This window comes from Novosphingobium sp. NPDC080210, from assembly GCF_050281025.1.
Classification (GTDB): domain Bacteria; phylum Pseudomonadota; class Alphaproteobacteria; order Sphingomonadales; family Sphingomonadaceae; genus Novosphingobium.
Window position 1 is genome coordinate 288,924 of the sequence record NZ_JBNNWL010000004.1, and the last position, 22,693, is coordinate 311,616.

Genomic DNA, 22,693 nt, shown 5'->3' on the forward strand with positions numbered 1-22,693 from the left:
TTTCACGAGCCAGATGGACGTCACGCGTGCTGGAACCGCAGGATGAGGTGTCCGAACGGGAGGTACAGCAGGGCCTGAGGGCCTTGCTGGTCGACGCCTCCTTCGCCACCGCCATAGGCGCCCTTAACAGCGGCGTGGTGCTCCTTGCGCTCGCGCTGCATGTCGGCGTGAGTACGGTCCAGATCGGCATATTGGCCGCCATCCCCCTGTTCACCCAGATCTTGCAGGCACCCGCAGTTTCGCTGGTGGAGCGGTTGCGCACGCGCCGCCGCATCTCCGTCATCAGTGTTTTTCTCGCGCGGCTCGCCCTGCCCATCTACGCCGTCGTGCCGTTCATCCCCGACCGTAATGTCGCCGCCGCATCCCTGATGGCGGCGGCCCTGTTGCACTACGGCCTCAACGCGGTGGGTGCGTGTAGCTGGAACAGCTGGATGCGCGACCTCGTGCCGGAGGAGGAGCTTGGGCGTTTCTTTGCCCGGCGGACCCTGTTCGGCACGGCGGTTAGCGCGGTCGCTACTATTGTCGGAGCCTACGCGCTCCAGCAGGCTGGGACGGACCGGGCTTTCGGCAACAGCATCTTCTGCGGCCTCTACCTTTTCGGCTTCGCTTGCGGTCTCGTCAGCACGGTCGCGCTCGCCCGCGTGCCGGAGCCACGTATGCCCCCCGGCAGTGACGATGTGCCGATCCGGCGGTTGCTGACCGGGCCGCTGCGCGACAGGAACTTCCGGCAGATGCTGCGCTATCTTGCAAGCTGGCAATTCGCCGTGAACCTCGCAACGCCGTTCTTCACCGTCTATTTCGTGCGCGAACTCGGCTTCGGCATGGGGTTCGTGCTGATCTTCAGCTTCATCAGCCAGATCGCGAACCTCGCCGTCATCCGGGGATGGGGCCGCCTGAGCGATCATTTCTCCAACAAGTCGGTGCTGAGCGTGGCCACGCCACTGTTCATCTTCTCCATCGTCGCCATGGCCTTTGCCAGCGATGTGGACGGCATGACAGCCCGGTCCGCCTATCTCGTCATGCTGCACATCATCATGGGCGCGGCGGCGGCGGGCGTGGGGCTGGCTTCCGGCAATATCGTGCTGAAGCTCAGCCCCGGCGGCGCGGCGACCGGCTATCTCGCCTCCAACGCCATTATCGGCGCAATCGCCGCCGGCATGGCGCCCATCATCGGCGGCTGGGCCAGCGACTTCTTCGCCGCGCGCAAGCTCACCCTTGCCGTGCGATGGACCAGCCCTGAGGGCGCGGCCGAACTCGGCGTCATGTTCACGCACTGGGAATTCTTCTTCCTCGTATCGGCCGTGATTGGCCTCTATGCCCTCCATCGCCTGAGCCTCGTTCAGGAAAGCGGCTTCACCGGCCGCAGGGAGGTGGTGTCCCACATCGTCTACTCTGCCCGCCGCAACCTCGGCAACATCTCCTCAGTGACGGGACTTCGCGAAGCGATGAGCTTCCCCGCCGGTGAACTCATCAAGCTGCGCGAGCGCAAGATGGCGATCATCCAGGGCCTGCAGGAGCGGCTGCGGAGCAGCCTCAGCCTCAGCACCAGGCGGCAAGTCACGGGATGGGTGCTGGAGGCGGGCTATGCGGTGCCCCCGCCTGATCCTTCGCTGGACGATCTGCTCGACAGGATTGCATGACGGAGGGAAGCTGCCCGCCGGCGCGACGTGGCCGAACCCGCATGGCACGGAGGATCGCAGCATGACCGTCACTGACATCGCGACACGCACCTACAACCATAATTTCCGGCTCGACCCTATCGTCCGCAGCCTGCTCGACACGGATTTCTACAAGCTCCTCATGCTCCAGATGATCCGGCACATTCATCCGGATGTGGAGGCGACATTCTCCGTCATCAACCGCACCCGCTCGGTCCGTCTCGCCGACATCATCGACGAGGAGGAGCTGCGCGCCCAGCTCGACCATGCGCGGGAGGTCCGCTTCGCCAAAAAGGAGCTGATATGGCTGACCGGCAACAGCTTCTATGGGCGGCAGCAGATGTTCAGCCCGGAATTCATTGCCTGGCTCGCCGATTTCCGCCTGCCCGACTATCGGCTGCGCAAGGTGGACGGTCAGTATGAACTCTGCTTCGAGGGTCCATGGACGCACACGACCATGTGGGAGATTCCCGCGCTCGCCATCCTCAACGAACTGAAATCGCGCGCGGCCATGCGCAACAAGGGCAGGTTCGCGCTCGACATCCTCTATGCGCGCGCCAAGACCAGGCTGTGGGAGAAGGTGGAGCGGCTGAAGCTGCTGCCCGATCTCGTCCTCTCGGACTTCGGCACCCGGCGGCGGCACGGCTTCCTGTGGCAGCGCTGGTGTGTCGAGGCGCTGAAGGAAGGGTTGAGCGACCGCTTCATCGGCACGTCTAACGTCCTCCTTGCCATGGACAGCGATCTGGAGGCCATCGGCACCAACGCGCATGAATTGCCCATGGTCGCCGCCGCGCTGGCCGGGGACGATGCATCGCTCGCCCGCGCGCCCTATCAGGTGCTGGAGGCGTGGCGACGGCATTATAACGGCAATCTGCTTATAGCCCTGCCCGACGCCTTCGGCACCACCGCCTTTCTGCGCGATGCGCCCGGCTGGCTTGCGGACTGGACCGGCTTCCGCCCCGACAGCGCCCCGCCCATCGAAGGCGGCGAGCAGATCATCCGCTGGTGGCAGGATCAGGGCGTCGATCCGCGCACCAGGCTGCTGATCTTCTCCGACGGCATGGATGTCGATACGATCGAGGCGACATACAGGCACTTCAACGGGCGTGTGCGGACAAGCTTCGGCTGGGGCACCAACCTCACCAATGATTTTCGCGGCTGCGATCCCGACGGTGACGAAGGGCTGGAGCCGATTTCCCTCGTCTGCAAGGTCACAAGCGCGAACGGACGTCCGGCGGTGAAGCTGTCCGACAATCCCGCCAAGGCGACCGGCGATCCCGCCGAGATCGAGCGCTATCTGCGGGTCTTCGGATCCGCTGGCCATGCCCCCTCGCCGGTCGTGGTTTAGCGGCGGATTTCCGTTCGCTGTCTGCGACCGGACGTGGCGCCATCAGGAATGAGGGAGGGCAGCCCCCTCCTTCCTTTTACCCGACGCTTTTCCGTCGGTACCGGAAGTACCAGACCTCAGAGCGAGAACCGGTATATCGACTTGAATTATAATAGGAAAATATGGAATTTTTCCCTTCAGTTTCGGGCATGGTAATCACCGGGCAATCACCATTCACATCGCGCTCGCGCACCATAGTGCGCGGTAGGATCGACTCTGCGCATAAGCTATCGGAAAATGCATCTACACGCGCATGGCGCGACCTCCAAAATCAGAGCGACCATGCCGTCTCCTACGATCGATTTTCGCACCATCCGACCACATCACGGAAGCCAGCATAGCGGTTTTGAGGAGGCGATTTGTCAACTCGCCGCGTTAGAAACCGCTCCTGACGCGCCATTCCACCGTAAGGGCGCTGGGGCTGACGCTGGCCTCGAATGCTACCGCGTCGAGGCAGATGGATCGGAGACTGGCTGGCAGGCGAAGTATTTCTTCGAGTTCGGCAGCAGCGAAGCGTCGCAGCTCACCGAATCGCTAAGCCAAGCGATCGCACGCCACCCCCAGCTTGGGCGCTTCATTGTCGGCTTACCCTTCAACCTATCGGACGGGCGAGTGGGCAATCGGATTTCCGAAAGGGATCGCTGGAACCGCTGGGTGCAAGCTCGCGCCGACGCAATCCTTCCGCGTGTCGTTACGATTGAGCTTTGGGATGAGACCCAGCTCATCGAGCGCTTCTCTCGAAATGAGCCGCAGTACGCGGGTCGACGGCACTATTGGTTCGATCTGCTGCATTTCACGCCCGACTGGTTTCAAACGCGCTTCGCGATCACTCGCAAGGCGCTGGGTACGCGCTACACACCCGAACTCAACATTGAACTCCCGATCCGCCGCGGGCTGCTCGCGATCGCTCGTGATCCTGCCTTCATTGAGAGTTTGACGCGCCTCGCTGATGAACTCGACGAGGCGCGGCATCGCACGACCGATAGCGTTGCGAGGATTCTGGCAAGTGGCCCCGCCGCGACGCAAGCTGCGGACCTGGATGTTCGATTTCGGGCGATCAGCAGTTTGATCCGGACGGCGTCGATCAGCCCAGCCGATCCAGTTCCATTTGATCCGTGGGTAAGGGCTCTCGATGAGGCGAGTGAAACGTTAGGTGTTTGTTCGGCAGCGATCTGGGACTTGCGTACTCAGCAAGGCGGTGATCGCGACGAGGTGCGGCGTGTCCAATTTTTCGTCGAACACCTCTATGAAGCAATCGAGAAGGTCTCCGGGATCATCAAGCGGCCAGTCAGCCGGCTGGCGAACGAACATCGGTTGCTTGTGACCGGTGAGGCGGGGACTGTCAAACGGCGTTCAAAAGGGACCCCCGATCGGCGTCGAAGAGGGACCCCCTTTTCAGATAATATGATGCTGGTTTGTTGAAGATGGCCTTGCGCTGCGTGCGGCGGAGGGCGGGCGTAGCCCGACCGGAGGCGCGCGCAGCGCAAGATAGATTTTTGAAGGCGCCGAAGGTGGCTGTCAGCTGCGGTTTTTGAAGCGCCAGCTGTCGTTGCCCGTCTCGACGATATCGCAGTGGTGGGTGACGCGGTCGAGCAGCGCCGTGGTCATCTTGGGATCGCCGAACACGGTCGGCCATTCGCCGAAGGCGAGGTTCGTGGTGATGATGACGCTGGTCCGCTCATAAAGCTTGCTGATGAGGTGGAACAGCAACTGCCCTCCCGAGCGGGCGAACGGCAGATAACCGAGCTCGTCGAGAACGATCAGGTCGAGCCGCGACAGCTGCGCCGCCAGGGTCCCGCCTTTGCCGATCCGGGTCTCCTCTTCGAGGCGTGTCACCAGATCGACGGTGTTGAAGTAGCGGGCGCGAGCGCCCCTTCGCACGACATTGGCGGTGATCGCGATGGCGAGGTGGGTCTTGCCTGTCCCCGTGCCGCCGACCAGCACGATATTGCGGCGAGGCGGGAGGAAGGAGCCATCGTGAAGGGAGCGGATCATCTCCTCATTGATCGGTGTGCCCTCGAAGCTGAACCGCTCCAGGTCCTTCACCACGGGCAGCCTCGCAGCCGTCATCCGATAGCGGATGGAGGCTGCATCCCGGTGGGTCGCCTCAGCACGGAGCAGGTCGGTCAGTATCTCCATGGTGGTGCGCTTGCGCTGGAGGCCGGTGGTGACCGCCTCGTCGAACGCCGCCGCCATGCCCTTGAGTCCGAGGCCGCGCATCGTGTCGATCATATCATGCCGCTGCATCATAGCCTCGCAGCAGATCATAGCGGGCACAGTCGGCGAGCGGAGGATGCTGCAGCATCCGGTCTTCCGAAGTGACGATGCTGTGGGGTGTCGCCGGCTCGCGGCGCCGGGAGAGGATGTTGAGGATCAGCTCGTCGCTGGCCGTTCCGTTCGCCAACGCTTCGCGCACGGCAGCCTCTACCGGCTCCAGGCCATCGGTGAGCACCGCCGAGAGGACCCGCACGAACCTGCGATCGGCCTCGTCCCCGGTGCCGAGCCTTCGCCGTAATCGGTGCAGGGCGGGCGGCAGATCCCAGTCCTGGAACGGTGCGCCGTTACGCAGCGCGCCGGGCTTGTGCGCGAGGACCGGCAGATAATGCCAGGGATCGTATATCGTGCGGTTCCGACCGAAGTGGCGCTCATGCTCCCCGACGATCGCATCGCCGCAGCGTATGACGATGCGATCGGCATAGGAGCGCACCTGAACGGTCCGGCGTGCGGCCGTCGACATGACCGAGTAGCGGTTGCGATCGAAGCTGATGAGGCAGGTGCCGGTGACGGCATGCTCGCTCTCATGGAAGCCGTCGAACGGTGCCAGGATCGGCTGCAGGGCCGGTCGCTCCATATCCAGCGCCTCGGCGACGGTAATATCCCCGCGTTCGGGATGGGCATGATGCTCGGCCCAGCGCCGGCACTCGGCCTCCAGCCACCCGTTGAGCTCGGCCAGGCTGGCGAACCGGAGCCGCGGCTGGAAGAAGCGGCCTCGGATTGTCTGGACCTGCTGCTCGACCTGGCCCTTCTCCCATCCCGCCGCCGGCGAGCAGGCGGTCGGCTCGACCATGTAATGATCGGTCATGATCAGGAAGCGGCGGTTGAACACACGCTCCTTGCCGGTGAACACGGCCGTCACCGCCGTCTTCATATTATCGTAGATACCGCGTCGCGGCACACCGCCGAAGAACGCGAACGCCCGGGCATGGGCATCGAACAGCATCTCCTGGCCCTCGCGCGGATAGGCCCGGACATAGGGTGCGCGCGAGTCGCAGAGACGCATATGCGCCACCTTCACCCGCATCGGCTTGCCGGCGATCTCCACATCCTCGTGGCTCCAGTCGAACTGGTAGGCCTCACCCGGCTGGAAGGTCATCGGGATGAACGCCGGTGCGCCTTCGCCAGCATCCTTCCGCCGCGCAGCACGCCAGCGCGCCGCATAGCGGCGCACCGCATCATAGGATCCATCGAACCCCTCGCGCACCAGCAGGTCATGGATACGCGTCATCCGTAGCCGATCGCGGCGGCCGCGACCTTCGTTCTCCTCAAGCAGCGCATCGAGACGATCCTGATAAGGACCGATCCGCGGCAGCGGCTGGACTTTGCGCTGATAGTTGAACGCCGCCTCCGGCGACCGGATCGCTTTGCGGACGACCTTCCGCGACAAACGAAGGTCACGAGCGATCGCCTTGATCGCCTTACCCGCTGCATGCTCACGCCGAATCCGAACCACTGTCTCCACGATCAACATCCCGTTCTCGCCAACTGATCAAAACCAGTCGGCCGACTAAATCCCCGGGATGAAGGGGTCCTTTTTGCACGCCGATCACCCCACGAAGGGGGTGCCTATTGCACGCTGATCCTCACCCCACCGGGTCGTGAAGCTGGGCGAAAGGTTCTCCCGCCGCATGCGCCATTCAGCATCCTTCTGGGCCAATCCCAGTCTGGCGGTCCCGCGGCCATAGCGATCGTTGATCCGGTCGATCGCCTGCATCAGACCATCGTCTGGCGCCTCCATCACGTCGAATAGTGATGCTGGGGCAGCCCCGGGCGCAGCCAGATCGAGCAGGAGTACACCAGCCTTCCGCCAGCCGTATCCATCGCGCCAGATGCGTTCGAATATCCGCAGGACCGCTGCAGTGATGTCGCGAGTGTCTGACGTAGGCCGGTGGAACGTCGCGGAGCCTGACGCAGACTTCTGCGGCATGTCCTGCGCGAATGGGTCAGTCCGAATGAACAGCTGCACAGCGCCTGCCACCTGACCCGCGTGGCGGACCTTTTCAGCCGCCCGCTCTGCAAAGCCCATTACGGCGTCATGCACCTGACCCTTGTCGTATATGGCCGTGCCAAAGGTGCGCGAGCAGCAAGTCGTCTGCTTGGGCGGAGGCTGGTCTTCCAGGGCATGGCAAACATGCCCGCGCAGTTCGTGGACGGTGCGCAGGCCCACAACGCCCATCCGCTGCCGGACCCAGGCATCCGGCGCGCTGGCAAAGTCATAAGCGGTGTGCATGCCGCGCTCCTCAAGCATCACGCTCCAGCGGCGGCCTACGCCCCAAACATCGCCGATCGGCGTTTTGCGCAAGGCTGCGTCGATCCAGTTCGGATGATGCACCAGATCCAGCACCCCGCCGGCTTTCGCTGACTTCTTCGCTAACCGGTTGGCAAGCTTAGCCAGGGTCTTGGTGGGTCCCACACCAACCGACACCGGGATGCCCGTCCATTGCAGGGTCGTTTGCCGAAGGTCACGGCACCATTCCGTCAGGTCCGGCACGGCGATGCGGTCGAGATCGAGGAAGCATTCGTCGATACTGTAGATCTCGTGGCCTGGAGCATTTGACCCCAGAACGCTCATGACCCGCTCGGAGATGTCGCCGTAGAGCGCATAGTTGGAGGAGCAGACGGCAATGTTGTGTTCCTCGACCAGCTTACGGATCTTGAACAGCGGTGCGCCCATTGCGACACCAAGGGCCTTCGCCTCATTGGACCGGGCTATGACGCAGCCGTCATTGTTCGATAGGACCACGACCGGTCGCCCCCGCAAGCGGGGCTGGAAGAGCCGCTCACAGGATGCATAAAAGTTGTTGCAGTCGACCAGTGCGAAGGTGGCCATCAGCGGCCACAGTGACGCCGGATACTATGGGTCACCACGCCCCAAATCTCACAATCGCCTTCAATGAGCGGCAATGACGGATAGGCGCTATTTTCGGCCGCAAGGAGCCATTGCCCGTCGCTCTTCTTGAGGCGTTTAACAGTGAGCTCGCCATGCAGGATGGCGATGACGATGTCGTCGGGCTGCGGGCTCACACCGCGGTCGATGATCAGCAAGTCCCCATCGAAGATCCCCGCACCGCGCATCGATTCTCCTGATGCCCGCACGAAAAATGTTGCCGCCGGCCTGCGCACGAGATGCTCGTTCAGGTCGAGCTTGCCCTCGATGTGGTCATCCGCCGGGCTCGGGAATCCAGCTGGCACTGTGGAGGTGAACAGCGGAAGTTCGAGTTTGGACGGGGTATCGACGAGGCGCAGCACTTTTCAGGTTCCCAGATGGATTGGAACATAAAAAGAACATTGATGCGATGATTCGTCAATTGGGCAGTGCGGTCCTCACGGTCTCAGTGGACCTGCCGAGCCAAAACGAGGGGATCCGTCTCAAGCCAAAGAGCTGCAAGCCAGAGCGGTGTTTTCGAGAAAATCCGTTCTCGGCGCAGGGCCTCGCCAGTCGTCGTCTCATGCAGAAGACCCAACCAGACCAGTGACCTCAAGCAGTGGACATAGAAAGCAGATTTGAGATTGGCATGAGCGAGGCCATGCTGGCCCCTTATGCTGCCGAACAAAACCTCACATAGGTGATCGTCGGTGCAGCCCATATGGGCCTCCACGTTTATGACGTTAAGGTAGACATCCCAATTGCCCACAAAGGGAACCTCATACCTTGCATATGGGGTGGCGTCGAAACCTCCGAAAATCCGTTTCGCCAGAACAGCCCACAGTGCTCCAGGGTGATATCGGAGCTGCTTGCCCAGTTTCGTTACATGCATCGCACCTTTCTGGTGGCGCACCAGTTTCAGGCTGATCAACAGGTCATGGAGCATGAACAGCGGAACGAAGTCCGCCTCATTCAAGACCTTGTTTAGGTAGTAGAGTTCCTCGGCGGTGTACTGAGGCCAGGCAAAAGCTTCAGCGGCCCACTCAACGAAATAACGCTTCAACGCCTTCGAAGGCGTAAGGCCGATCGGGCCGTTAGTTTCAATATACTCGAGCGTCAGCAGCGCCCCCTTGAGAAGGGGCGAGTGCACAAATGCGGGTTCGGCATCATCAACAGGCAGGAGCTCGATCATGCGTAAGCTGTGCCCGAATTTGGGCCTGATACCAAGCGCAGGTCCGCCGTCTCATCTGGCTATTCGAAGGCAATATCGAGACAGGCACACTATGGCCGAAGCCGGTATTAGAAATCTTATTACAAAACAGCGAAATCAATCACTTGTGCGCCAGAGAACTTCGGATTGGGGTTCTGCATCCTCCGCCAGCCTTACGGCACGAACTGCTCTCCGCCCCCCAAATGGCCCCGAGCAAACCGGCGGAAAACCGCGACAACCAAATTCAGAACCGTACTGCGGAACCGCACCGAGAGAGGCGCGATCTTATTGCTGCGTGACTCGATGTCGCAGCCGACATCAATCAGGAACTCTCGCGCTGCCTCTGCCGATGCACTGTCCCGCGTGAGTATCTCATTGGCAAAGATTTGCTGAATCTCATAACCGAGCCAACGGGCGCGTTGCGCCTTTGGATCGCCGCTCATGGCTGCGCTTCCACCACGCGGCATGGAATCAAGCGGAAGTCTTCGCCTAAGCCGATGCCGATGATGACTGAAGCGAGCGCGTCACTCAGGAATATTTTATTGTGAGTACCCCCCTCAAACCACGGATCGGCACCACTAAGCGCAGTAGAATCCACCACAACTTCGGCATTTTCATTGAGATATTTGATCCTCCACAGTTGCCGCCCACTATCCTTGAGCGTGATCCACTTTTGCGCATCCTCGCACAGCTCGGGCAGTAGACTGTCCTTCCGCGCACCAAAGTTGAGCAGGAAGTACGGCCCTTCCAGCGGCGTTACCAGGTCCGCCTGATAGATCGTGAAGGGAACCAATCCGCCTTCACCCAGATCAAAGCGCGCCAACACCTCCGCGAGCCCCAGGGCATTCGTCCGCGTGGATATCCGGAGAAAAATTCTGCAAATAATCTCTCGGAATAAACCCACCTGGACGAAAAGCCTTGTCAACCAGATCGGCGGTAAACCATCCTCGCGGGACATAGAGCTTGGCTTGGTCATTAAACTGGACGATCCGCACGTCAGCAATGGTGCCGTCAGCCATCGTAATATTCTTAAGTTCGGGGAGGTTCGGGCAGTTTCGAAGATGCCCTGCTCGCGCTCTGCCGCAAGGCCATCGCGGTCGATGCCTTCAGCAGTTATGCCGCCGGAGACCATCAGAGCATCGGCCGATTTGGCGGAAAGCTCGTCTGGGGAGAGGCCAACGCCAGATGGGCCCCGGGTGAAGATCGGGGCTTCAAGGTCAGTCCATGGCTTGGCGTCCACGCGCTCCGCAACTTCTCGCCGACGGAAAGCGGCACGGCGGCTGTCGGCACGGCGACCTACAACCTGGCCACCACCGCGCCGAAGAACGCGATGCAATACAGCGCAGGTATCAGGGGGCGGAGTTCGAGCGGAAAGGTCAATCTGTTCCTCGAGGGCGGCACCGATGATTGCCGCACGGCAGCCAGCTATTACCCGTCGGCCCTGCGCCTGTTCCAGGCCGAAGGGATCGATCCCGATGCGATAGACCCCCGGCTTCACGAGGAATATCTGCGTCTCGTCGATTTTTCCGCCGAAGGCCCGGATTGCACCGCGCTGGGTGATCTAGGGCCGGACCTGCCCACCAGCGACGAGGCGCGCGCGCATTGCCCCGCACCCGCGGTTTCGCTCGCCCATTACGGAGGCGGACCTTGATGGCGATGGCAAGCCGGACGCAATCTCGGTCGTCCACATCCTGCCCGGCGGCGCGGGGCGCGGGCTCGCCCCCGACATCATCATCGCCAACCCGTGGGATGGCGACGCCGCGGCGCAGGGACTGACCGACGAGGATCAGACCTTGGCGCTGGTTGCCGAAAACTCCCGCAGCACAGCCCGCTATCTTCTTCACAGCCCCTATGTGGAAATTTCCGCCAGAGTGCGCGCTGGCCACCCGGTCGATGCCCAGCGCGCCAATACGCGGTTGGCGCAGGGGTTCCGCAAGGATTGCCCGGACCTGCGCCACGACTTCCTGTTGATGGCGACCGAGGCCGGTATCGACATTGCGCTGTTCTGGAATGGGCGCGCAAAGCGTTATGACGTGTGCTGGCCGAACGAAATCCCGTGACCTGGCCCCGGCTTTCCTTGCCTCTGGCACTCGCTGCCGTGTTCCTGGCGGCCCTGACCGTTTCGGCGACAGACGATTGGGCCGTGGACGGTGCGGCATGGATAGTGCTGCAACTGGCGGCGGCGCTGGTTGCAGCCACTTATCTGCTGGCCCGCGTTCTCTTCAGCCTCGACCTGCTGCAACGCGATTCCGACACCCTTCTGCTTGAGCGGACGTGTGGCCTGCTGCGCCTGCCCGCGGCTGCGGGCGTTGGCCTGTTTGTGATCATCACGATGGACCCGCACATCGCACCATCGCGTCCCCGCCACGAGAAATCTCCTACCCGGTGGAACGCGTGCCTTGTGCCGACAGCGGACTGCGCCCGGCAGTGGCCGTGAAGGACGGCCAGATTTGCCTGCGACGGGAGGACATCCGGGCCGCAGGGCTTGCCCATCCGGCTCCGGTGGAGCGCGTGGACCTTGCCCTTGTTCCAGTCGGCTTCGCGGTTGGCACCGATGGGCAAATGGTTCGGGAGGAAGTCAGCCCGGGTCTTATGACGAGGGCGCGGTTCGCGCGACCAATAGAGCTCAAGCCCGACTAACCGCTCGTCAGACCGGCTGGCCTTGGCCTCTGAATATATGTCCGGGAGAAACTGGAGCGGGCGAAGGGATTCGAACCCTCGACCCCAACCTTGGCAAGGTTGTGCTCTACCCCTGAGCTACGCCCGCTCGAACGTTTGCAGCCCCTTGCGTTTGTGCGCCCCGGGGCCGGGGTGAGGCGCGCGATTAGCAGCGGGTGGTGAGCTTGCCAAGGGGAAAATTGCGCTAAATGTCTGTCAGGCGATTATCTCTTCACAAATGGGCGCGAAGGCCCACATTGGCGTTCTGCATTTGCGCATGAAGGAGTGTGTTACGTGGCAAGCATGGGGCTGAACCTGGAAGAGCAGAAGGCGGTCGACAGGTTCCGCGCCAATGTGGTCGAACCGTCGATGCATTCGCTGGTAATCCTGGATTTCTGGGCCGAATGGTGCGGTCCGTGCAAGGCGCTGACCCCGGTTCTGGAAAAGGTCGCCGCCGACTATGCCGACAAGGGCGTGGTCCTGGCCAAGGTGAACGTGGACGAGGAAGGCTTTATTGCCGGGCAGTTCCAGGTTCGCTCGATCCCGACGGTCTATGCGATCTTTCAGGGCCAGCCGGTGGCGGACCTGACCAATGCGCGCAGCGAATCGCAATTGAAGGCGACTCTGGACCAGTTGCTGGCCAAGCTGCCGATCAAGCCCGGCGGCGCGCCAGCCCAGGACATTGCGCCGCTGCTGGCCATGGGTGAAGAGGTGCTGGCGGGCGGCGATGCGGAGCGCGCGGCCTCGATCTTTTCGCAGATCGTTGAAATCGACGCGGGCAGCGGTGCAGCCTATGGCGGCCTGATTCGCGCCATGACTGCGCTGGGCGAAGTGGACGAGGCCGAGGCCGTGCTGAACGCGCTGCCGGCCGAACTGGCCGATGACGCGGAAGTCGCTCGCGCCCGCGCGGCGCTGGAACTGGTGCGCAACAAGCCCGCCGACAGCGAACTCGCCGCGCTTGAGGCTGCGGCCACGCCGGACAATCCCGAAGGGCAGCTCGCCTATGCCGAGGCAGCCTTTGCCGCAAGCGACCGTGACAAGGCGGCCGACACCCTGCTGGCCATGATCGCCGCGGACCGCGAATGGAACGAGGGCGCGGCCAGGGCCAAGCTGCTGCAGATCTTTGAAGCGGTCGGACTGGAAGACCCCTGGGTCGCAGGCCAGCGCCGCCGCCTCTCGCTGATCCTGTTCGGGTAGAACGGCCCCCGCCATGCGCGTTTCCATTTTCCCCCTGCCCGGCGTGATCCTTTTTCCCGGCCTGCAAGTGCCGCTACACATCTTTGAGCCGCGCTACCGGGCCCTGGTGAAGGATGCCCTGGCACGCGACCGCCGGATCGGGATGATCCAGCCGCAACGCGCCGAGGAAGGCGCGCCGCTGTACCAGGTCGGCTGCCTGGGCAAGATCGAGGAAGTCGAAGCGCTGGAAGACGGGCGGTTCAACATCATCCTGCAAGGCGAGGCGCGGTTCCGGATGCTGCGCGAACTGGATTCGGCCACGCCATTCCGCCAGATCGAGGCGGAACTGTTGCCGGACGATGACTATCCGGCCCTCTCCCCGGTAGAGCGCGCCAGCTTTGAACGCGAAGCGCGGCGCTTTGCCGAATCGCAGGGCTATGCGGTCGATTGGGAGGCCGTGACCCGGCTCGACGACGAATCGCTGATCGATGGAACCAGCCAGATCGTGCCGTTCGACATTGCCTCCAAGCAGGCGCTGCTGGAAGCGCCCGGACTGTCGGCGCGGTGCGAATTGCTGGTCCAGCTGATGCAGTTCTTTGGCCGCCGCGACAGCGACGATCCCACCGTTACGCTGCAATAGCGCTCCCGGGCCGCCGGGAACCAAGCCCGGATCAGCCGGTTTCCTCTGCAAGACATGTTGAGACAACAACAAGGAGCAGACGAAATGTCGATCCGAATTTTCCTGATGGGCGCAGCGGCTCTGGCCATGGCCGTACCCGGCGTCGCCATGGCCGATCCCGGCAAGGGGCGTAGCGGTGCGCACAAGGCGGCGAAGGCGCATTCCGGCCACGGCAAGGCAAGCAAGCACGTGCGTTCAAGCAAGCGGGCCAGCACTGGCTATCGCTATGCGGGCAAGGCCTGCCCCCCGGGACTGGCCAAGAAATACCCTGGCTGCATCCCCCCGGGCCAGTGGAAGAAGGGTTATCGCATCCCGGCGACCTGGTCGAACTACTATGTCGGCTATGACCGCCTGCCGGATTACTACCGCGACCGTTACGAGATGAACCCGGACTATCGCTACATGTACCGTGACAACCGCGTTTACGTGATCGATGCGATCACCCGGTCGATCGTTGACGTGATCTTCCGGTAAGACGGTTACTCGGGCGCGGTTTCAGCTTCGCCGCTTTCCTCGCCGTCGTCCCTCCCCGGGGCGGCGGCGTAGCCGTCATAGTTCTTCAGGATCTCGCAAGCGCGGGCATCGCCCTTGTCGCAGGCCTCTTCATGGCAGGGGCGGGCGATTTCGGCGCGCATCCCGGTGCCCTTGGCCCGTTCGATGCAAGTCGCCGCGGTAAGGGGAGCCTCTTCTTCTTCCGTCTTGGCGGTTGCCTTGGCGCTCGCCGCACTTGCGGTTTCGGTTGCCACTGGTGCGGTGTCCGCCGCCTTGCCCGAGCACGCGGCCAGGACCAGCGCCCCGGCCACAACAATCAGTCCTTTCATCCCAGCACAGCCTTTATCCCGTCGATCACATATTGTGCGGCGAGTGCTGCCAGAAGAACCCCTAACAAACGAGTAATGACCGCCTCGACCCGCGCGCCGAGCAGTTTCATCAAGGGGCCTGCCGTCACCAGTGCGGCCAGGGTCAGGACCAGCACCGCCGCCATGGCCGCGAGGACGACCAGTGTCTGCTGCGTTCCCTGCGCCTTGGACGTCAGCAACATGATCGTGGCGATGGAACCCGGTCCGGCAATCATCGGCATGGCCATCGGGAAAACGGATACATCTTCAACCTCGGGCGTGGCGCGGATCTTGTCGGCCCGCTCCTCGCGCCGCTGGGTGCGCTTTTCGAAGACCATGTCCATGGCGATCACGAACAGCATGATCCCGCCCGCGATCCGGAACGAGTTCAGTTCGATATGCAGCGCGCCCAGCAGCACCTCGCCGAACAGGGCGAAGACCAGCAGGATCAGCGTGGCGATAAAGGTCGCGCGCACGGCCATCGAAGTGGCCTGGCGGTGGCTGGCACCCTTGACCAGACCGGCATAGATCGGCGCGCAGCCGGGGGGATCGATCACCACGAACAGGGTGACGAAAGCCGAAAGGAACAGTTCCCACATCGCCGGTTACTGCTTCCCCGGCGCTTCCATCTGCACGTCCTGAACCGTCACGCGCTGGCCATCGATCTGCATCGCCACCACGAAACGGCGTGCGCCATCGGGAGCCACGCTGGCTTCCCAGCCCAGGGTCCCGTCCAGCGACTGGCCTGCGCGGCGCGAAGCGTCGAGCGGCGGCAGCTTGCCCTTGAAGTCCTTGATCTTGAGACCGCGCCCCGGACGATAGCCCGCCGGGCAGTCCGCGGTTTTGGAGACGACCATGTCCGGCGCGTCGAGCGGCATGGGCAGGGCGTCACCCTGGTCCAGCACCCATTTGTACCGCCCGTTCTTCTGCTTTTGCCAGACCGTGGTGAACCAGCCGGTGGCTCCATCGGGGCGCTGCCACGCCCCGCGCGTCACCGCCAGTGAGCCATCGCAACTGGACCAGACCTGGTGCGGCTGCCACTTCACCGGCTGATCGGGATTGGCGCGGTCCTTCAGGTGCTCCTGCGCATAGACCATCTGCGGCACGAACATCACCGCGTCCTTGGTCGCGGTTTCGCGAAAGGCCGTCCACTGCCCCTTTTCCTGGGCCAGGCGGGCAAAGGCCAGTTCCTCTGCAACGACAGCGCCGGGGTTGGCATGGGCAGGTGCACCGGTATTCCGGCGGTCCTGCGAGAGTGCTGGCGAGGCGGCGAGCGCAAGCGCAAGCCCCCATAGAATCGTGCGCTTCATGGCCCGGTTCTACTATTCCCGCCGCGCGATAGCCAGCGCGCTTTGTTAAAGCGCACCCTCGGCCAGGGCGACGCATGCATTGCGGTGCGCCGCGACCAGCGCATTGCGCAGCAGGACCGCAATGGTCATCGGCCCGACCCCGCCCGGAACTGGCGTGACTGCGCCGGCCACCTGCAAGGCCTCGGCATAGTCCACGTCGCCTACCAGGCGGCCCTTGGCCTGTCCCTCGGCGGGGGCAAGGCGGTTGATGCCCACGTCGATCACGGTCGCGCCGGGCTTGATCCAGTCGCCCTTGATCATTTCCGGACGGCCCACGGCGGCGACGACGATATCGGCGCGGCGGACCACGTCGGGCAGGTCACGCGTGCGGCTGTGCGCGATGGTGACGGTGCAGTTTTCGGCCAGCAGCAATTGCGCCATCGGCTTGCCGACCAGGATCGAACGTCCGATCACCACGGCATCCTTGCCCGACAGGTCGCCCAGCCGGTCCTTGAGCAGCATCAGCGAGCCGAGCGGCGTGCAGGGAACCAGTCCCGGCAGACCGAGCGCCAGCCGCCCGGTGCTGATCGGGGTCAGGCCGTCGACGTCCTTGTCCGGGCTGATCCGCGCAACCACGGCCTGTTCGTCAAGGTGCTTCGGCAGGGGCAGCTGGACCAGGATGCCGTCGACTGCCGGATCGGCATTGAGCTGATCGACGAGGGCCAGCAGCGCCTCTTGACTTGCATCCTCGGGCAGCCGGTGTTCAAAGCTGTTCATCCCGCATTCGATCGTCGCCTTGCCCTTGGACGCGACATAGACCTTGCTGGCCGGGTCCTCTCCCACCAGCACAACCGCGAGGCCCGCCTTGCGGCCCGCGGCCTGTTCGAAAGTTGCGGCATATTCGGCAACCCGCGCACGCAGGCCGGCGGCGAAGGCTTTGCCGTCAATGATCGAGGCGGTCATTTACATTCCTTGATAGGCGACCTGGACGAGAATTCGCTCCAGGATGGTGAGGCCGAAGATCAGCACCATGGGCGACAGATCGAGCGGACGCGTGTCCGGCATGATCCGCTGGATCGGGCTGAGCAGCGGCTGGAGCAGCATGTTGCAGCTGCGATAGATGGCCCCGGCGATTTCATTGTGCGGGTTCACCACGTTGAACGCGAAAAGCAGCGACACGATGAACTGCACGATCACCAGCGCGATGATCAGCTGCACGAGGAGCGATACCACGCTGAGCAGGATTAACAGCACAGGGATTATCCTTTGTTGCAATGATGGCGCGCTGATAGCCGAACGATTGCAGTGCTGCTAGGGCTTGAGTTCCAGCCGCTCGATATGCCAGCGCAATTGCTCTGCACTGGCGCCCGGCACGTCATTGGCGCGGCGCAGCACGATTTCGCCCGGAACGCGCCGGGTTCCGTCGATCAGGGTGATCGGTGCGGTATAGTAGAGCGATCCAGCCGCTCCCTCGGCCCGTCCTTCGGCAATGTCGAACTGCGGTTCCTGGATCTTGCCCCAGCGCGCGCGAAACTCATCCAGGGTCAGCCCGGACCGGGCGCCCTGCTCTCCCCAGAAACGATAGGCCTTGTCCCAGTCCTTGAGACTCATGGCCTTGGCCCAGGCGATCACCACCCGGCGCGGGTCGCGCGAGGTAGAAAGGTCGTCAAGTGCAGGCGAGGGTTCGGTTGTAACCACAGCGGGCGATTCCGCCACTGCGGCTTGCTGCACGGCCGCAGTCGGTTCCGGGGCCGGTGGCTTGCGGTCGTCGCAGGCCGCCAGCAGCGCGGCCGCGGCAACGGCTCCGGACAGGACCACGCGGGACATCATGGTCAAGGAACTCCGCACGTGTTGTTGCGGTTCCGGACCGGAACCGCTCAGGCGCGGATCAGCGTGCCCGCGCCGCGCGAGGTGAAGATTTCGAGCAGCATGGCATGGGGCACGCGGCCATCGAGCACGACGGCCGCTTCGCACCCGGCCTCGACCGCGTGAATGCAGGTTTCCAGCTTGGGAATCATCCCGCCGCTGATCGTGCCATCGGCCTGAAGCCCGGCGATGTCGGCGGGGCGCAGGTCGGTGAGCAGCTGCTTGTCCTTGTTCAGAACCCCGGCCACGTCGGTCAGCAGGAACAGCCGCGCCGCGCCCAGGGCAGCGGCAATCGCGCCGGCCATGGTATCGGCGTTGATGTTGTAGGTCTGCCCGTCCTCACCCACGGCAATCGGCGCGATTACCGGGATCATGCCGGCATCGGAGATCGTCTTGATCACCGAAGTGTCGACCGACTTCGGCTCACCCACGAAGCCCAAGTCGACCACCTGTTCGATCTGGCTGCCGGGGTCCTTGGTGGTGCGCTGGACCTTGCTGGCCGTGACCAGCCCGCCGTCCTTGCCGGAAATGCCGATGGCCTTGCCCCCTGCGCCCGAAATCCAGCGGACGATTTCCTTGTTGATCGCGCCGGACAGGACCATCTCGGCCACTTCCGCCGTCGCCTTGTCGGTCACGCGCAGGCCATCGACGAAAGTGCTTTCCACGCCCAGCTTCTTGAGCATGGAGCCGATCTGCGGCCCGCCGCCGTGGACGACGACCGGATTGATCCCCACCGCTTTCAGCAGGACCACGTCTTCGGCAAAGTCGTGCGCCAGGTCGGGATCGCCCATGGCGTGGCCGCCGTACTTCACCACGAAGGTACGTCCGGCATAGCGCTGGAGATAGGGCAGGGCCTCAACCAGCGTTTCGGCCTTGGCGAGCATCGCGGGATCGTGATTGTGCGGCATAATGAGGGCCGCTTTAGCCCCCCTTGCGCGGAATTGAAGCTTTTTTAAGCGGGAGTGCGGTCCAGCCAGCGCCCCAGCCTGACGAAGACCACGATCAGCGGCGGGACCATGATGGTCGAAAGGACCAGCTTGGAAATGATCTGGCCTTCCATGATCTGCGCCAGCGGCAGGTCCTGCCCGACGAAGCTGATCGTGATGAACAGGACCGTATCGAGCGTCTGCGAAAGCAGGCTGGCGATCCAGGCGCGCAGCACCAGCAACCGCCCTTGCCCGCCGGCGATCCGGCTGAACAGATAGACATTCAGCGTCTGCGAAGTGCCATAGGAAATCAGCCCCGCGAACTGCATCCGCACGCCCTGGCTGAGCAGTTTTTCAAAGGCTGCCTGATCGCCCCAGAAGGGGGCTGGCGGCACGACCCTGATCACGACGGTCAGCATGATCATCGCCACGATCAGCGGGACAAAGCCATAGCGGACCAGCTGGTTGGCGCGTTCCTGCCCGAACAGTTCCGCTACCGCACTGGAAATGATCACCAGGAACAGGAAGGCGAAAATCCCGCTTTCCACCGCCAGGTCGCCCAGCAGCGGCCAATGCCCCAGCGAGGCAAGCTTGACCCCCATCACCCCGGCCAGGACGCAAAGTCCGCCGTACAGCAGCGAAAAGATGAAGAGCGAGCGCGGAAAGGCGGCGGTCTGGTTCTGCATGGTCAGGACTTAGCGGTGCTTTCCGCGCAAGGAAAGATGCGCGACATTTCGTCCCCAAATATGCACGCGCGCGGATTTGACTGTCCGGTTCAAGCCGCTACCACCGGCGCGCAATAGAATTTCCGGGGGACCGCAAACGTCATGTCGCACCTGATGAGCCTGCTGGGCATCGTCCTGATCCTGGCCATAGCCTTTGCGCTGTCGGCTGACCGCAAGGCGATCCGCCCGCGCGTGGTGGGTGCGGCCTTTGCGCTGCAAGCGGGCTTTGCCGCGCTGGTGCTCTACGTGCCGTGGGGCAACCAGGTGCTTCAGGGCATCGCCGCCGGAGTTTCGGCCCTGCTCGGCTATGCCCACGCCGGGACCGAATTCATCTTCGGCCCCTTGGCCAAGCCGGAAATCGGCGGCAATTCCTTTGCCATTGCCGCCCTGCCGGTGATCATCTTCTTCGCCGCGCTGATTTCGGTGCTCTATTACATCGGCGTCATGCAGCTGGTGATCCGCTGGGTCGGCGGTGCGCTGGAAAAGCTGACCGGGATCAGCAAGGTCGAAAGCCTGTCCGCTGCGGCCAACATCTTCGTCGGCCAGTCGGAAAGCCCGCTGGTGATCCGCCCCTACCTCGCCGCGCTGGGCCCCAGCCAGCTGTTCTGCCTGATGAGCGTGGGCATGGCAGGCGTCGCCGGAACGATCTTGGCCGCCTACGCCTCGATGGGCATCCGCATCGACTATCTGGTCGCAGCCGCTTTCATGTCGGCCCCGGGCGGCATCCTGATGGCCAAGATCATCATGCCCGACCCCAAGGGAGCCGCCCTGGTCGAACCAGACGAAATCACGATACCGGACGAGGAAGAGCGTCCGGCCAACGTCATCATGGCCGCTGCCCAGGGCGCGCAGACCGGCGTCAAGCTGGCCGTGATGGTCGGCGCCATGGTCCTCGCCTTCGTTGCACTGGTGGCCCTGGCCAACGGCATCCTGGGCGGCATTGGCGGCTGGTTCGGCAAGCCCGACCTCTCGTTCCAGATGATCCTGGGCTATGTCTTCGCGCCGATCTTCTACCTGCTTGGCACGCCCAGCTGGGCCGAATCGATGCAGGCGGGCGGCTTTTTCGGCACCAAAGTGGTGCTCAACGAATTCGTCGCCTTCATCGACCTGGGCGCGGCCAGCCAGCTTTCGGAAAAGACGGTCGCCATCGTCACATTCGCACTGTGCGGCTTTGCCAATTTCAGCTCGATCGCGATCCAGATGGCCGTGACTGGCGGCCTTGCCCCCAACCAGCGCCCGCTGATCGCGCGCCTGGGGATGAAGGCGCTGGCGGCGGGCAGCCTGTCCAACCTGATGAGCGCCGCTCTGGCCGGTCTGTTCCTGAGCCTCTGAAACGGACCGAAACCCCGTATTTCCCCTGATTGGAACAAATCCGCGCGCCATTCATTTGGCTGCGGATGGGGCTTTCATTCCTGGCACTTGCAGCGGCTTTTACCCTGTGCGGCGATGCACCACGCACCAATTGCGTGGTCGATGGCGACACGTTCTGGATGAACGGGGTCAAGGTACGCCTGGCCGACATCAACGCGCCCGAGACCGAACAGGCCGGCTGCAAGTCGGAACGCGACCTGGGCAACAGGGCCAAGGGGCGGCTGCTGGCCCTGCTCAACAACGGCCCGTTCACGCTGGAAATCGCAGGCCGCGACACCGATCGCTATGGCCGTGCCTTGCGCGTGGCGCGGCGCGGCGGCCAGTCGATCGGCCAGCAACTGATCAAGGAAGGCCTGGCCGAACCATGGCGCGGACGGCGGTCAGACTGGTGCGTCCTGCTGGGCGAACGCTGACGCTTTCCCTTGCGCGCGCGGCATGGGCGTGGTTTTAATCGTCTGATTAATTCCAGAGGAGAGGAACATGCTGCTGATCGAGGGCTGGCTGAAGCTGGCAACCGGGGAATTCGACAAGGTGGCCGACCAGGCCCGCGCCATGGTCGAAGCGACCAACCAGGAAGAGGGTTGCCTGCACTATTCCTTCGCGCGCGATGTTGCCGATCCCGACCTGATCCGCATTTCCGAACGCTGGGCCAGCCAGGAGGCGCTCGCCGCCCATTCGGCCAGCGCGCACATGGCCGCATTCAACAAGGCGATGGGCAGCGTGAAGCGCGAAGGCGCCGACCTGCGGCTCTACAGCGCCGAGGAAGTGCGCAAGCTGATGTAAGGGCTGCGCCCCTTGCGCCGTACCTGCCCCTCCCCTAGGCCTTGGCTTCAAGGGGAGTAGCACCGTGGCACCGGGCCAGCACAAGCATCATCATCTCGCGCCATTCCTGGCCGTAGCGGCGGGAATTGCCAGCTTTTCCGTGATGGACGGGCTGATGAAGAATGCCAGCCTGGCTATCGGTGCCTACAGCGCGCTGGTCTGGCGCTCGCTGATCAGCATGGGCGTGATGCTGCCCTTGTGGAAAGCCCGCGGCGGCATCTGGCCGCGCGGCGAAGTGCTGCGCCTCCACGCCCTGCGCGGTCTGAACAGCGCCTTCATGGCCACGACCTTCTTCTGGGGGCTGAAATACCTGCCCCTGGCAGAGGGCATGGCGATTTCGTTCATTGCTCCGCTGATCGCGCTTTACCTGGCGGCGGTTACCCTGGGCGAGAAGATCGGCAGCAGGGCGATCCTCGCCTCGGTGCTCGGCCTGGGCGGGGTGGTGGTCATTGCTGCCGGACGGCTGGGCCAGGGCGGCTATGATGCCAATGCCGCCTGGGGCATTGCCTCGATCCTCACTTCTGCCGTGCTTTATGCCTGGAACCTGATCCTCCAGCGCCGCCAGGCCCTGATCGCGGGCCCGGTCGAAGTAGCGGCGTTCCAGGCGGTGTTTACTGGCCTGTTCCTGTCTTTCGCCGCACCCTGGCTGTTGCAGCTGCCCAGTGCCCCGGCGCTGCTCGACATTGCCGGGTCCGCCCTGCTCGCGACCATTTCGCTGATGCTGATTTCGTGGGGCTATGGCCGCGAGGAAACCCAGGTCCTGCTGCCGCTGGAATACAGCGCCTTCATCTGGGCCGCGCTGACCGGCTGGGTGATGTTCGGCGAAGCGCTGACCCTGCCGACGATCGCCGGTGCCGCGCTGATCGTGACCGGCTGCCTGATCGCGGCCAGAAAGCACATCGAACAGACGGCACTTTAGTCTTATATTGCGCCCCTGCCCTTGA

At 63.4% G+C, this 22,693-nt stretch carries 28 protein-coding genes and 1 tRNA gene; 13 read left to right on the forward strand and 16 right to left on the reverse strand.

Annotated features, from left to right (window positions below; genetic code table 11):
• The first annotated feature begins 26 nt into the window (after positions 1-26).
• From ACQKOE_RS13130 to ACQKOE_RS13140, 3 genes are all read left to right on the forward strand, one after another.
• Positions 27-1,640, forward strand: a complete 1,614-nt coding sequence (locus ACQKOE_RS13130; protein ID WP_051586982.1) for an MFS transporter — start codon at positions 27-29, stop codon at positions 1,638-1,640.
• Between the two features lie 61 nt (positions 1,641-1,701).
• A complete protein-coding gene (gene pncB, locus ACQKOE_RS13135; protein ID WP_036527766.1) occupies positions 1,702-3,006 on the forward strand; it encodes a nicotinate phosphoribosyltransferase in 1,305 nt (434 codons plus the stop codon).
• Between the two features lie 276 nt (positions 3,007-3,282).
• Entirely contained in the window at positions 3,283-4,467 is a 1,185-nt protein-coding gene (locus ACQKOE_RS13140) for a hypothetical protein (RefSeq protein WP_036527626.1), read from the forward strand.
• Positions 4,468-4,563: 96 nt separating this feature from the next.
• On the opposite strand, the gene istB is transcribed toward ACQKOE_RS13140, so the two are convergent.
• From istB to ACQKOE_RS13175, 7 genes are all read right to left on the reverse strand, one after another.
• Complete coding sequence (gene istB, locus ACQKOE_RS13145; RefSeq protein ID WP_031304487.1) at positions 4,564-5,292, reverse strand: IS21-like element helper ATPase IstB; 729 nt, start codon at positions 5,290-5,292, stop codon at positions 4,564-4,566.
• Entirely contained in the window at positions 5,279-6,793 is a 1,515-nt protein-coding gene (gene istA, locus ACQKOE_RS13150; RefSeq protein ID WP_021238707.1) for an IS21 family transposase, read from the reverse strand. Before istA ends, istB begins: the two co-directional genes overlap by 14 nt.
• Positions 6,794-6,868: 75 nt before the next feature.
• On the reverse strand, positions 6,869-8,152 hold the full coding sequence (locus ACQKOE_RS13155; RefSeq protein WP_427513180.1) for a Y-family DNA polymerase: 1,284 nt from the start codon (positions 8,150-8,152) through the stop codon (positions 6,869-6,871).
• Positions 8,152-8,571 carry a LexA family protein gene (locus tag ACQKOE_RS13160; protein ID WP_427513181.1) on the reverse strand — a complete coding sequence of 140 codons (420 nt, stop codon included), beginning with the start codon at positions 8,569-8,571 and terminating at the stop codon, positions 8,152-8,154. Before ACQKOE_RS13160 ends, ACQKOE_RS13155 begins: the two co-directional genes overlap by 1 nt.
• Before the next feature lie 83 nt (positions 8,572-8,654).
• On the reverse strand, positions 8,655-9,380 hold the full coding sequence (locus ACQKOE_RS13165; protein WP_427513182.1) for a hypothetical protein: 726 nt from the start codon (positions 9,378-9,380) through the stop codon (positions 8,655-8,657).
• A gap of 191 nt (positions 9,381-9,571) precedes the next feature.
• Positions 9,572-9,841 (reverse strand): hypothetical protein, encoded by a 270-nt coding sequence (locus ACQKOE_RS13170; RefSeq protein ID WP_427513183.1) that lies wholly within the window; start codon positions 9,839-9,841, stop codon positions 9,572-9,574.
• Positions 9,838-10,638, reverse strand: coding sequence for a hypothetical protein (locus ACQKOE_RS13175; protein ID WP_427513184.1), 801 nt, complete (start codon positions 10,636-10,638; stop codon positions 9,838-9,840). Before ACQKOE_RS13175 ends, ACQKOE_RS13170 begins: the two co-directional genes overlap by 4 nt.
• Positions 10,639-10,728: 90 nt before the next feature.
• Here ACQKOE_RS13175 and ACQKOE_RS13180 point away from each other — a divergent pair, with 90 nt between their 5' ends.
• From ACQKOE_RS13180 to ACQKOE_RS13190, 3 genes are all read left to right on the forward strand, one after another.
• Positions 10,729-11,049: a hypothetical protein gene (locus ACQKOE_RS13180; protein WP_427513185.1), complete on the forward strand. Its 321-nt coding sequence runs from the start codon at positions 10,729-10,731 to the stop codon at positions 11,047-11,049.
• Between the two features lie 142 nt (positions 11,050-11,191).
• Entirely contained in the window at positions 11,192-11,458 is a 267-nt protein-coding gene (locus tag ACQKOE_RS13185) for a hypothetical protein (protein WP_427513186.1), read from the forward strand.
• A gap of 17 nt (positions 11,459-11,475) precedes the next feature.
• The gene (locus ACQKOE_RS13190) at positions 11,476-11,835 is read left to right on the forward strand and encodes a hypothetical protein (RefSeq protein WP_427513187.1); all 360 of its coding nucleotides are present in this window, start codon (positions 11,476-11,478) and stop codon (positions 11,833-11,835) included.
• Between the two features lie 255 nt (positions 11,836-12,090).
• Here ACQKOE_RS13190 and ACQKOE_RS13195 read toward each other — a convergent pair.
• Positions 12,091-12,165 (reverse strand) — tRNA-Gly (locus ACQKOE_RS13195).
• A gap of 194 nt (positions 12,166-12,359) precedes the next feature.
• Here ACQKOE_RS13195 and ACQKOE_RS13200 point away from each other — a divergent pair.
• The 3 genes from ACQKOE_RS13200 to ACQKOE_RS13210 all read left to right on the forward strand — a co-directional run bounded on the left by ACQKOE_RS13200 (position 12,360) and on the right by ACQKOE_RS13210 (position 14,385).
• Entirely contained in the window at positions 12,360-13,253 is an 894-nt protein-coding gene (locus ACQKOE_RS13200; RefSeq protein WP_427513219.1) for a tetratricopeptide repeat protein, read from the forward strand.
• 13 nt (positions 13,254-13,266) lie between these two features.
• The gene (locus ACQKOE_RS13205) at positions 13,267-13,872 is read left to right on the forward strand and encodes an LON peptidase substrate-binding domain-containing protein (RefSeq protein WP_427513188.1); all 606 of its coding nucleotides are present in this window, start codon (positions 13,267-13,269) and stop codon (positions 13,870-13,872) included.
• Positions 13,873-13,956: 84 nt separating this feature from the next.
• The gene (locus ACQKOE_RS13210; RefSeq protein ID WP_427513189.1) at positions 13,957-14,385 is read left to right on the forward strand and encodes a hypothetical protein; all 429 of its coding nucleotides are present in this window, start codon (positions 13,957-13,959) and stop codon (positions 14,383-14,385) included.
• Between the two features lie 5 nt (positions 14,386-14,390).
• Here the strand turns inward: ACQKOE_RS13210 and ACQKOE_RS13215 are convergent, their stop codons facing one another.
• From ACQKOE_RS13215 to ACQKOE_RS13250, 8 genes are read right to left on the reverse strand one after another with little or no spacing between them, the layout of a single operon-like run.
• The gene (locus ACQKOE_RS13215) at positions 14,391-14,732 is read right to left on the reverse strand and encodes a hypothetical protein (RefSeq protein WP_427513190.1); all 342 of its coding nucleotides are present in this window, start codon (positions 14,730-14,732) and stop codon (positions 14,391-14,393) included.
• Entirely contained in the window at positions 14,729-15,349 is a 621-nt protein-coding gene (locus ACQKOE_RS13220; protein WP_427513191.1) for a MarC family protein, read from the reverse strand. Before ACQKOE_RS13220 ends, ACQKOE_RS13215 begins: the two co-directional genes overlap by 4 nt.
• Positions 15,350-15,355: 6 nt before the next feature.
• Positions 15,356-16,060 carry a hypothetical protein gene (locus ACQKOE_RS13225; RefSeq protein WP_427513192.1) on the reverse strand — a complete coding sequence of 235 codons (705 nt, stop codon included), beginning with the start codon at positions 16,058-16,060 and terminating at the stop codon, positions 15,356-15,358.
• Between the two features lie 45 nt (positions 16,061-16,105).
• The gene (gene folD / locus ACQKOE_RS13230) at positions 16,106-17,002 is read right to left on the reverse strand and encodes a bifunctional methylenetetrahydrofolate dehydrogenase/methenyltetrahydrofolate cyclohydrolase FolD (RefSeq protein WP_427513193.1); all 897 of its coding nucleotides are present in this window, start codon (positions 17,000-17,002) and stop codon (positions 16,106-16,108) included.
• Positions 17,003-17,293 carry a YggT family protein gene (locus tag ACQKOE_RS13235; RefSeq protein WP_374588293.1) on the reverse strand — a complete coding sequence of 97 codons (291 nt, stop codon included), beginning with the start codon at positions 17,291-17,293 and terminating at the stop codon, positions 17,003-17,005.
• Between the two features lie 57 nt (positions 17,294-17,350).
• The gene (locus ACQKOE_RS13240) at positions 17,351-17,875 is read right to left on the reverse strand and encodes a hypothetical protein (protein ID WP_427513194.1); all 525 of its coding nucleotides are present in this window, start codon (positions 17,873-17,875) and stop codon (positions 17,351-17,353) included.
• 41 nt (positions 17,876-17,916) lie between these two features.
• Positions 17,917-18,813 (reverse strand): acetylglutamate kinase, encoded by an 897-nt coding sequence (gene argB, locus ACQKOE_RS13245; protein ID WP_427513195.1) that lies wholly within the window; start codon positions 18,811-18,813, stop codon positions 17,917-17,919.
• A gap of 44 nt (positions 18,814-18,857) precedes the next feature.
• Complete coding sequence (locus ACQKOE_RS13250) at positions 18,858-19,517, reverse strand: queuosine precursor transporter (protein ID WP_427513196.1); 660 nt, start codon at positions 19,515-19,517, stop codon at positions 18,858-18,860.
• 141 nt (positions 19,518-19,658) lie between these two features.
• On the opposite strand from ACQKOE_RS13250, the gene ACQKOE_RS13255 reads away from it, so the two are divergent.
• The 4 genes from ACQKOE_RS13255 (at position 19,659) to ACQKOE_RS13270 (ending at position 22,668) form a co-directional block, all read left to right on the forward strand.
• On the forward strand, positions 19,659-20,888 hold the full coding sequence (locus tag ACQKOE_RS13255; protein WP_427513197.1) for a NupC/NupG family nucleoside CNT transporter: 1,230 nt from the start codon (positions 19,659-19,661) through the stop codon (positions 20,886-20,888).
• Between the two features lie 65 nt (positions 20,889-20,953).
• Positions 20,954-21,340 (forward strand): thermonuclease family protein, encoded by a 387-nt coding sequence (locus ACQKOE_RS13260; RefSeq protein ID WP_427513198.1) that lies wholly within the window; start codon positions 20,954-20,956, stop codon positions 21,338-21,340.
• A 67-nt stretch (positions 21,341-21,407) separates the two neighbouring features.
• On the forward strand, positions 21,408-21,710 hold the full coding sequence (locus tag ACQKOE_RS13265; RefSeq protein ID WP_427513199.1) for a putative quinol monooxygenase: 303 nt from the start codon (positions 21,408-21,410) through the stop codon (positions 21,708-21,710).
• A 64-nt stretch (positions 21,711-21,774) separates the two neighbouring features.
• On the forward strand, positions 21,775-22,668 hold the full coding sequence (locus ACQKOE_RS13270) for a DMT family transporter (RefSeq protein ID WP_427513200.1): 894 nt from the start codon (positions 21,775-21,777) through the stop codon (positions 22,666-22,668).
• Positions 22,669-22,693: the final 25 nt, after the last annotated feature.

Coding starts and splice junctions, on each gene's coding strand:
- istA (WP_021238707.1), bottom strand. CDS start 6,793: ATGTTGATCGTGGAGACAGTGGTTCGGATTCGGCGTGAGCATGCAGCG.
- ACQKOE_RS13140 (WP_036527626.1), top strand. CDS start 3,283: ATGCATCTACACGCGCATGGCGCGACCTCCAAAATCAGAGCGACCATG.
- folD (WP_427513193.1), bottom strand. CDS start 17,002: ATGACCGCCTCGATCATTGACGGCAAAGCCTTCGCCGCCGGCCTGCGT.
- ACQKOE_RS13155 (WP_427513180.1), bottom strand. CDS start 8,152: ATGGCCACCTTCGCACTGGTCGACTGCAACAACTTTTATGCATCCTGT.
- argB (WP_427513195.1), bottom strand. CDS start 18,813: ATGCCGCACAATCACGATCCCGCGATGCTCGCCAAGGCCGAAACGCTG.
- ACQKOE_RS13170 (WP_427513183.1), bottom strand. CDS start 9,841: ATGAGCGGCGATCCAAAGGCGCAACGCGCCCGTTGGCTCGGTTATGAG.
- ACQKOE_RS13220 (WP_427513191.1), bottom strand. CDS start 15,349: ATGTGGGAACTGTTCCTTTCGGCTTTCGTCACCCTGTTCGTGGTGATC.
- ACQKOE_RS13255 (WP_427513197.1), top strand. CDS start 19,659: ATGTCGCACCTGATGAGCCTGCTGGGCATCGTCCTGATCCTGGCCATA.
- ACQKOE_RS13225 (WP_427513192.1), bottom strand. CDS start 16,060: ATGAAGCGCACGATTCTATGGGGGCTTGCGCTTGCGCTCGCCGCCTCG.
- ACQKOE_RS13210 (WP_427513189.1), top strand. CDS start 13,957: ATGTCGATCCGAATTTTCCTGATGGGCGCAGCGGCTCTGGCCATGGCC.
- ACQKOE_RS13250 (WP_427513196.1), bottom strand. CDS start 19,517: ATGCAGAACCAGACCGCCGCCTTTCCGCGCTCGCTCTTCATCTTTTCG.
- ACQKOE_RS13215 (WP_427513190.1), bottom strand. CDS start 14,732: ATGAAAGGACTGATTGTTGTGGCCGGGGCGCTGGTCCTGGCCGCGTGC.
- ACQKOE_RS13260 (WP_427513198.1), top strand. CDS start 20,954: ATGGGGCTTTCATTCCTGGCACTTGCAGCGGCTTTTACCCTGTGCGGC.
- ACQKOE_RS13205 (WP_427513188.1), top strand. CDS start 13,267: ATGCGCGTTTCCATTTTCCCCCTGCCCGGCGTGATCCTTTTTCCCGGC.
- istB (WP_031304487.1), bottom strand. CDS start 5,292: ATGCAGCGGCATGATATGATCGACACGATGCGCGGCCTCGGACTCAAG.
- ACQKOE_RS13165 (WP_427513182.1), bottom strand. CDS start 9,380: ATGATCGAGCTCCTGCCTGTTGATGATGCCGAACCCGCATTTGTGCAC.
- ACQKOE_RS13265 (WP_427513199.1), top strand. CDS start 21,408: ATGCTGCTGATCGAGGGCTGGCTGAAGCTGGCAACCGGGGAATTCGAC.
- ACQKOE_RS13180 (WP_427513185.1), top strand. CDS start 10,729: ATGCAATACAGCGCAGGTATCAGGGGGCGGAGTTCGAGCGGAAAGGTC.
- pncB (WP_036527766.1), top strand. CDS start 1,702: ATGACCGTCACTGACATCGCGACACGCACCTACAACCATAATTTCCGG.
- ACQKOE_RS13200 (WP_427513219.1), top strand. CDS start 12,360: ATGGGGCTGAACCTGGAAGAGCAGAAGGCGGTCGACAGGTTCCGCGCC.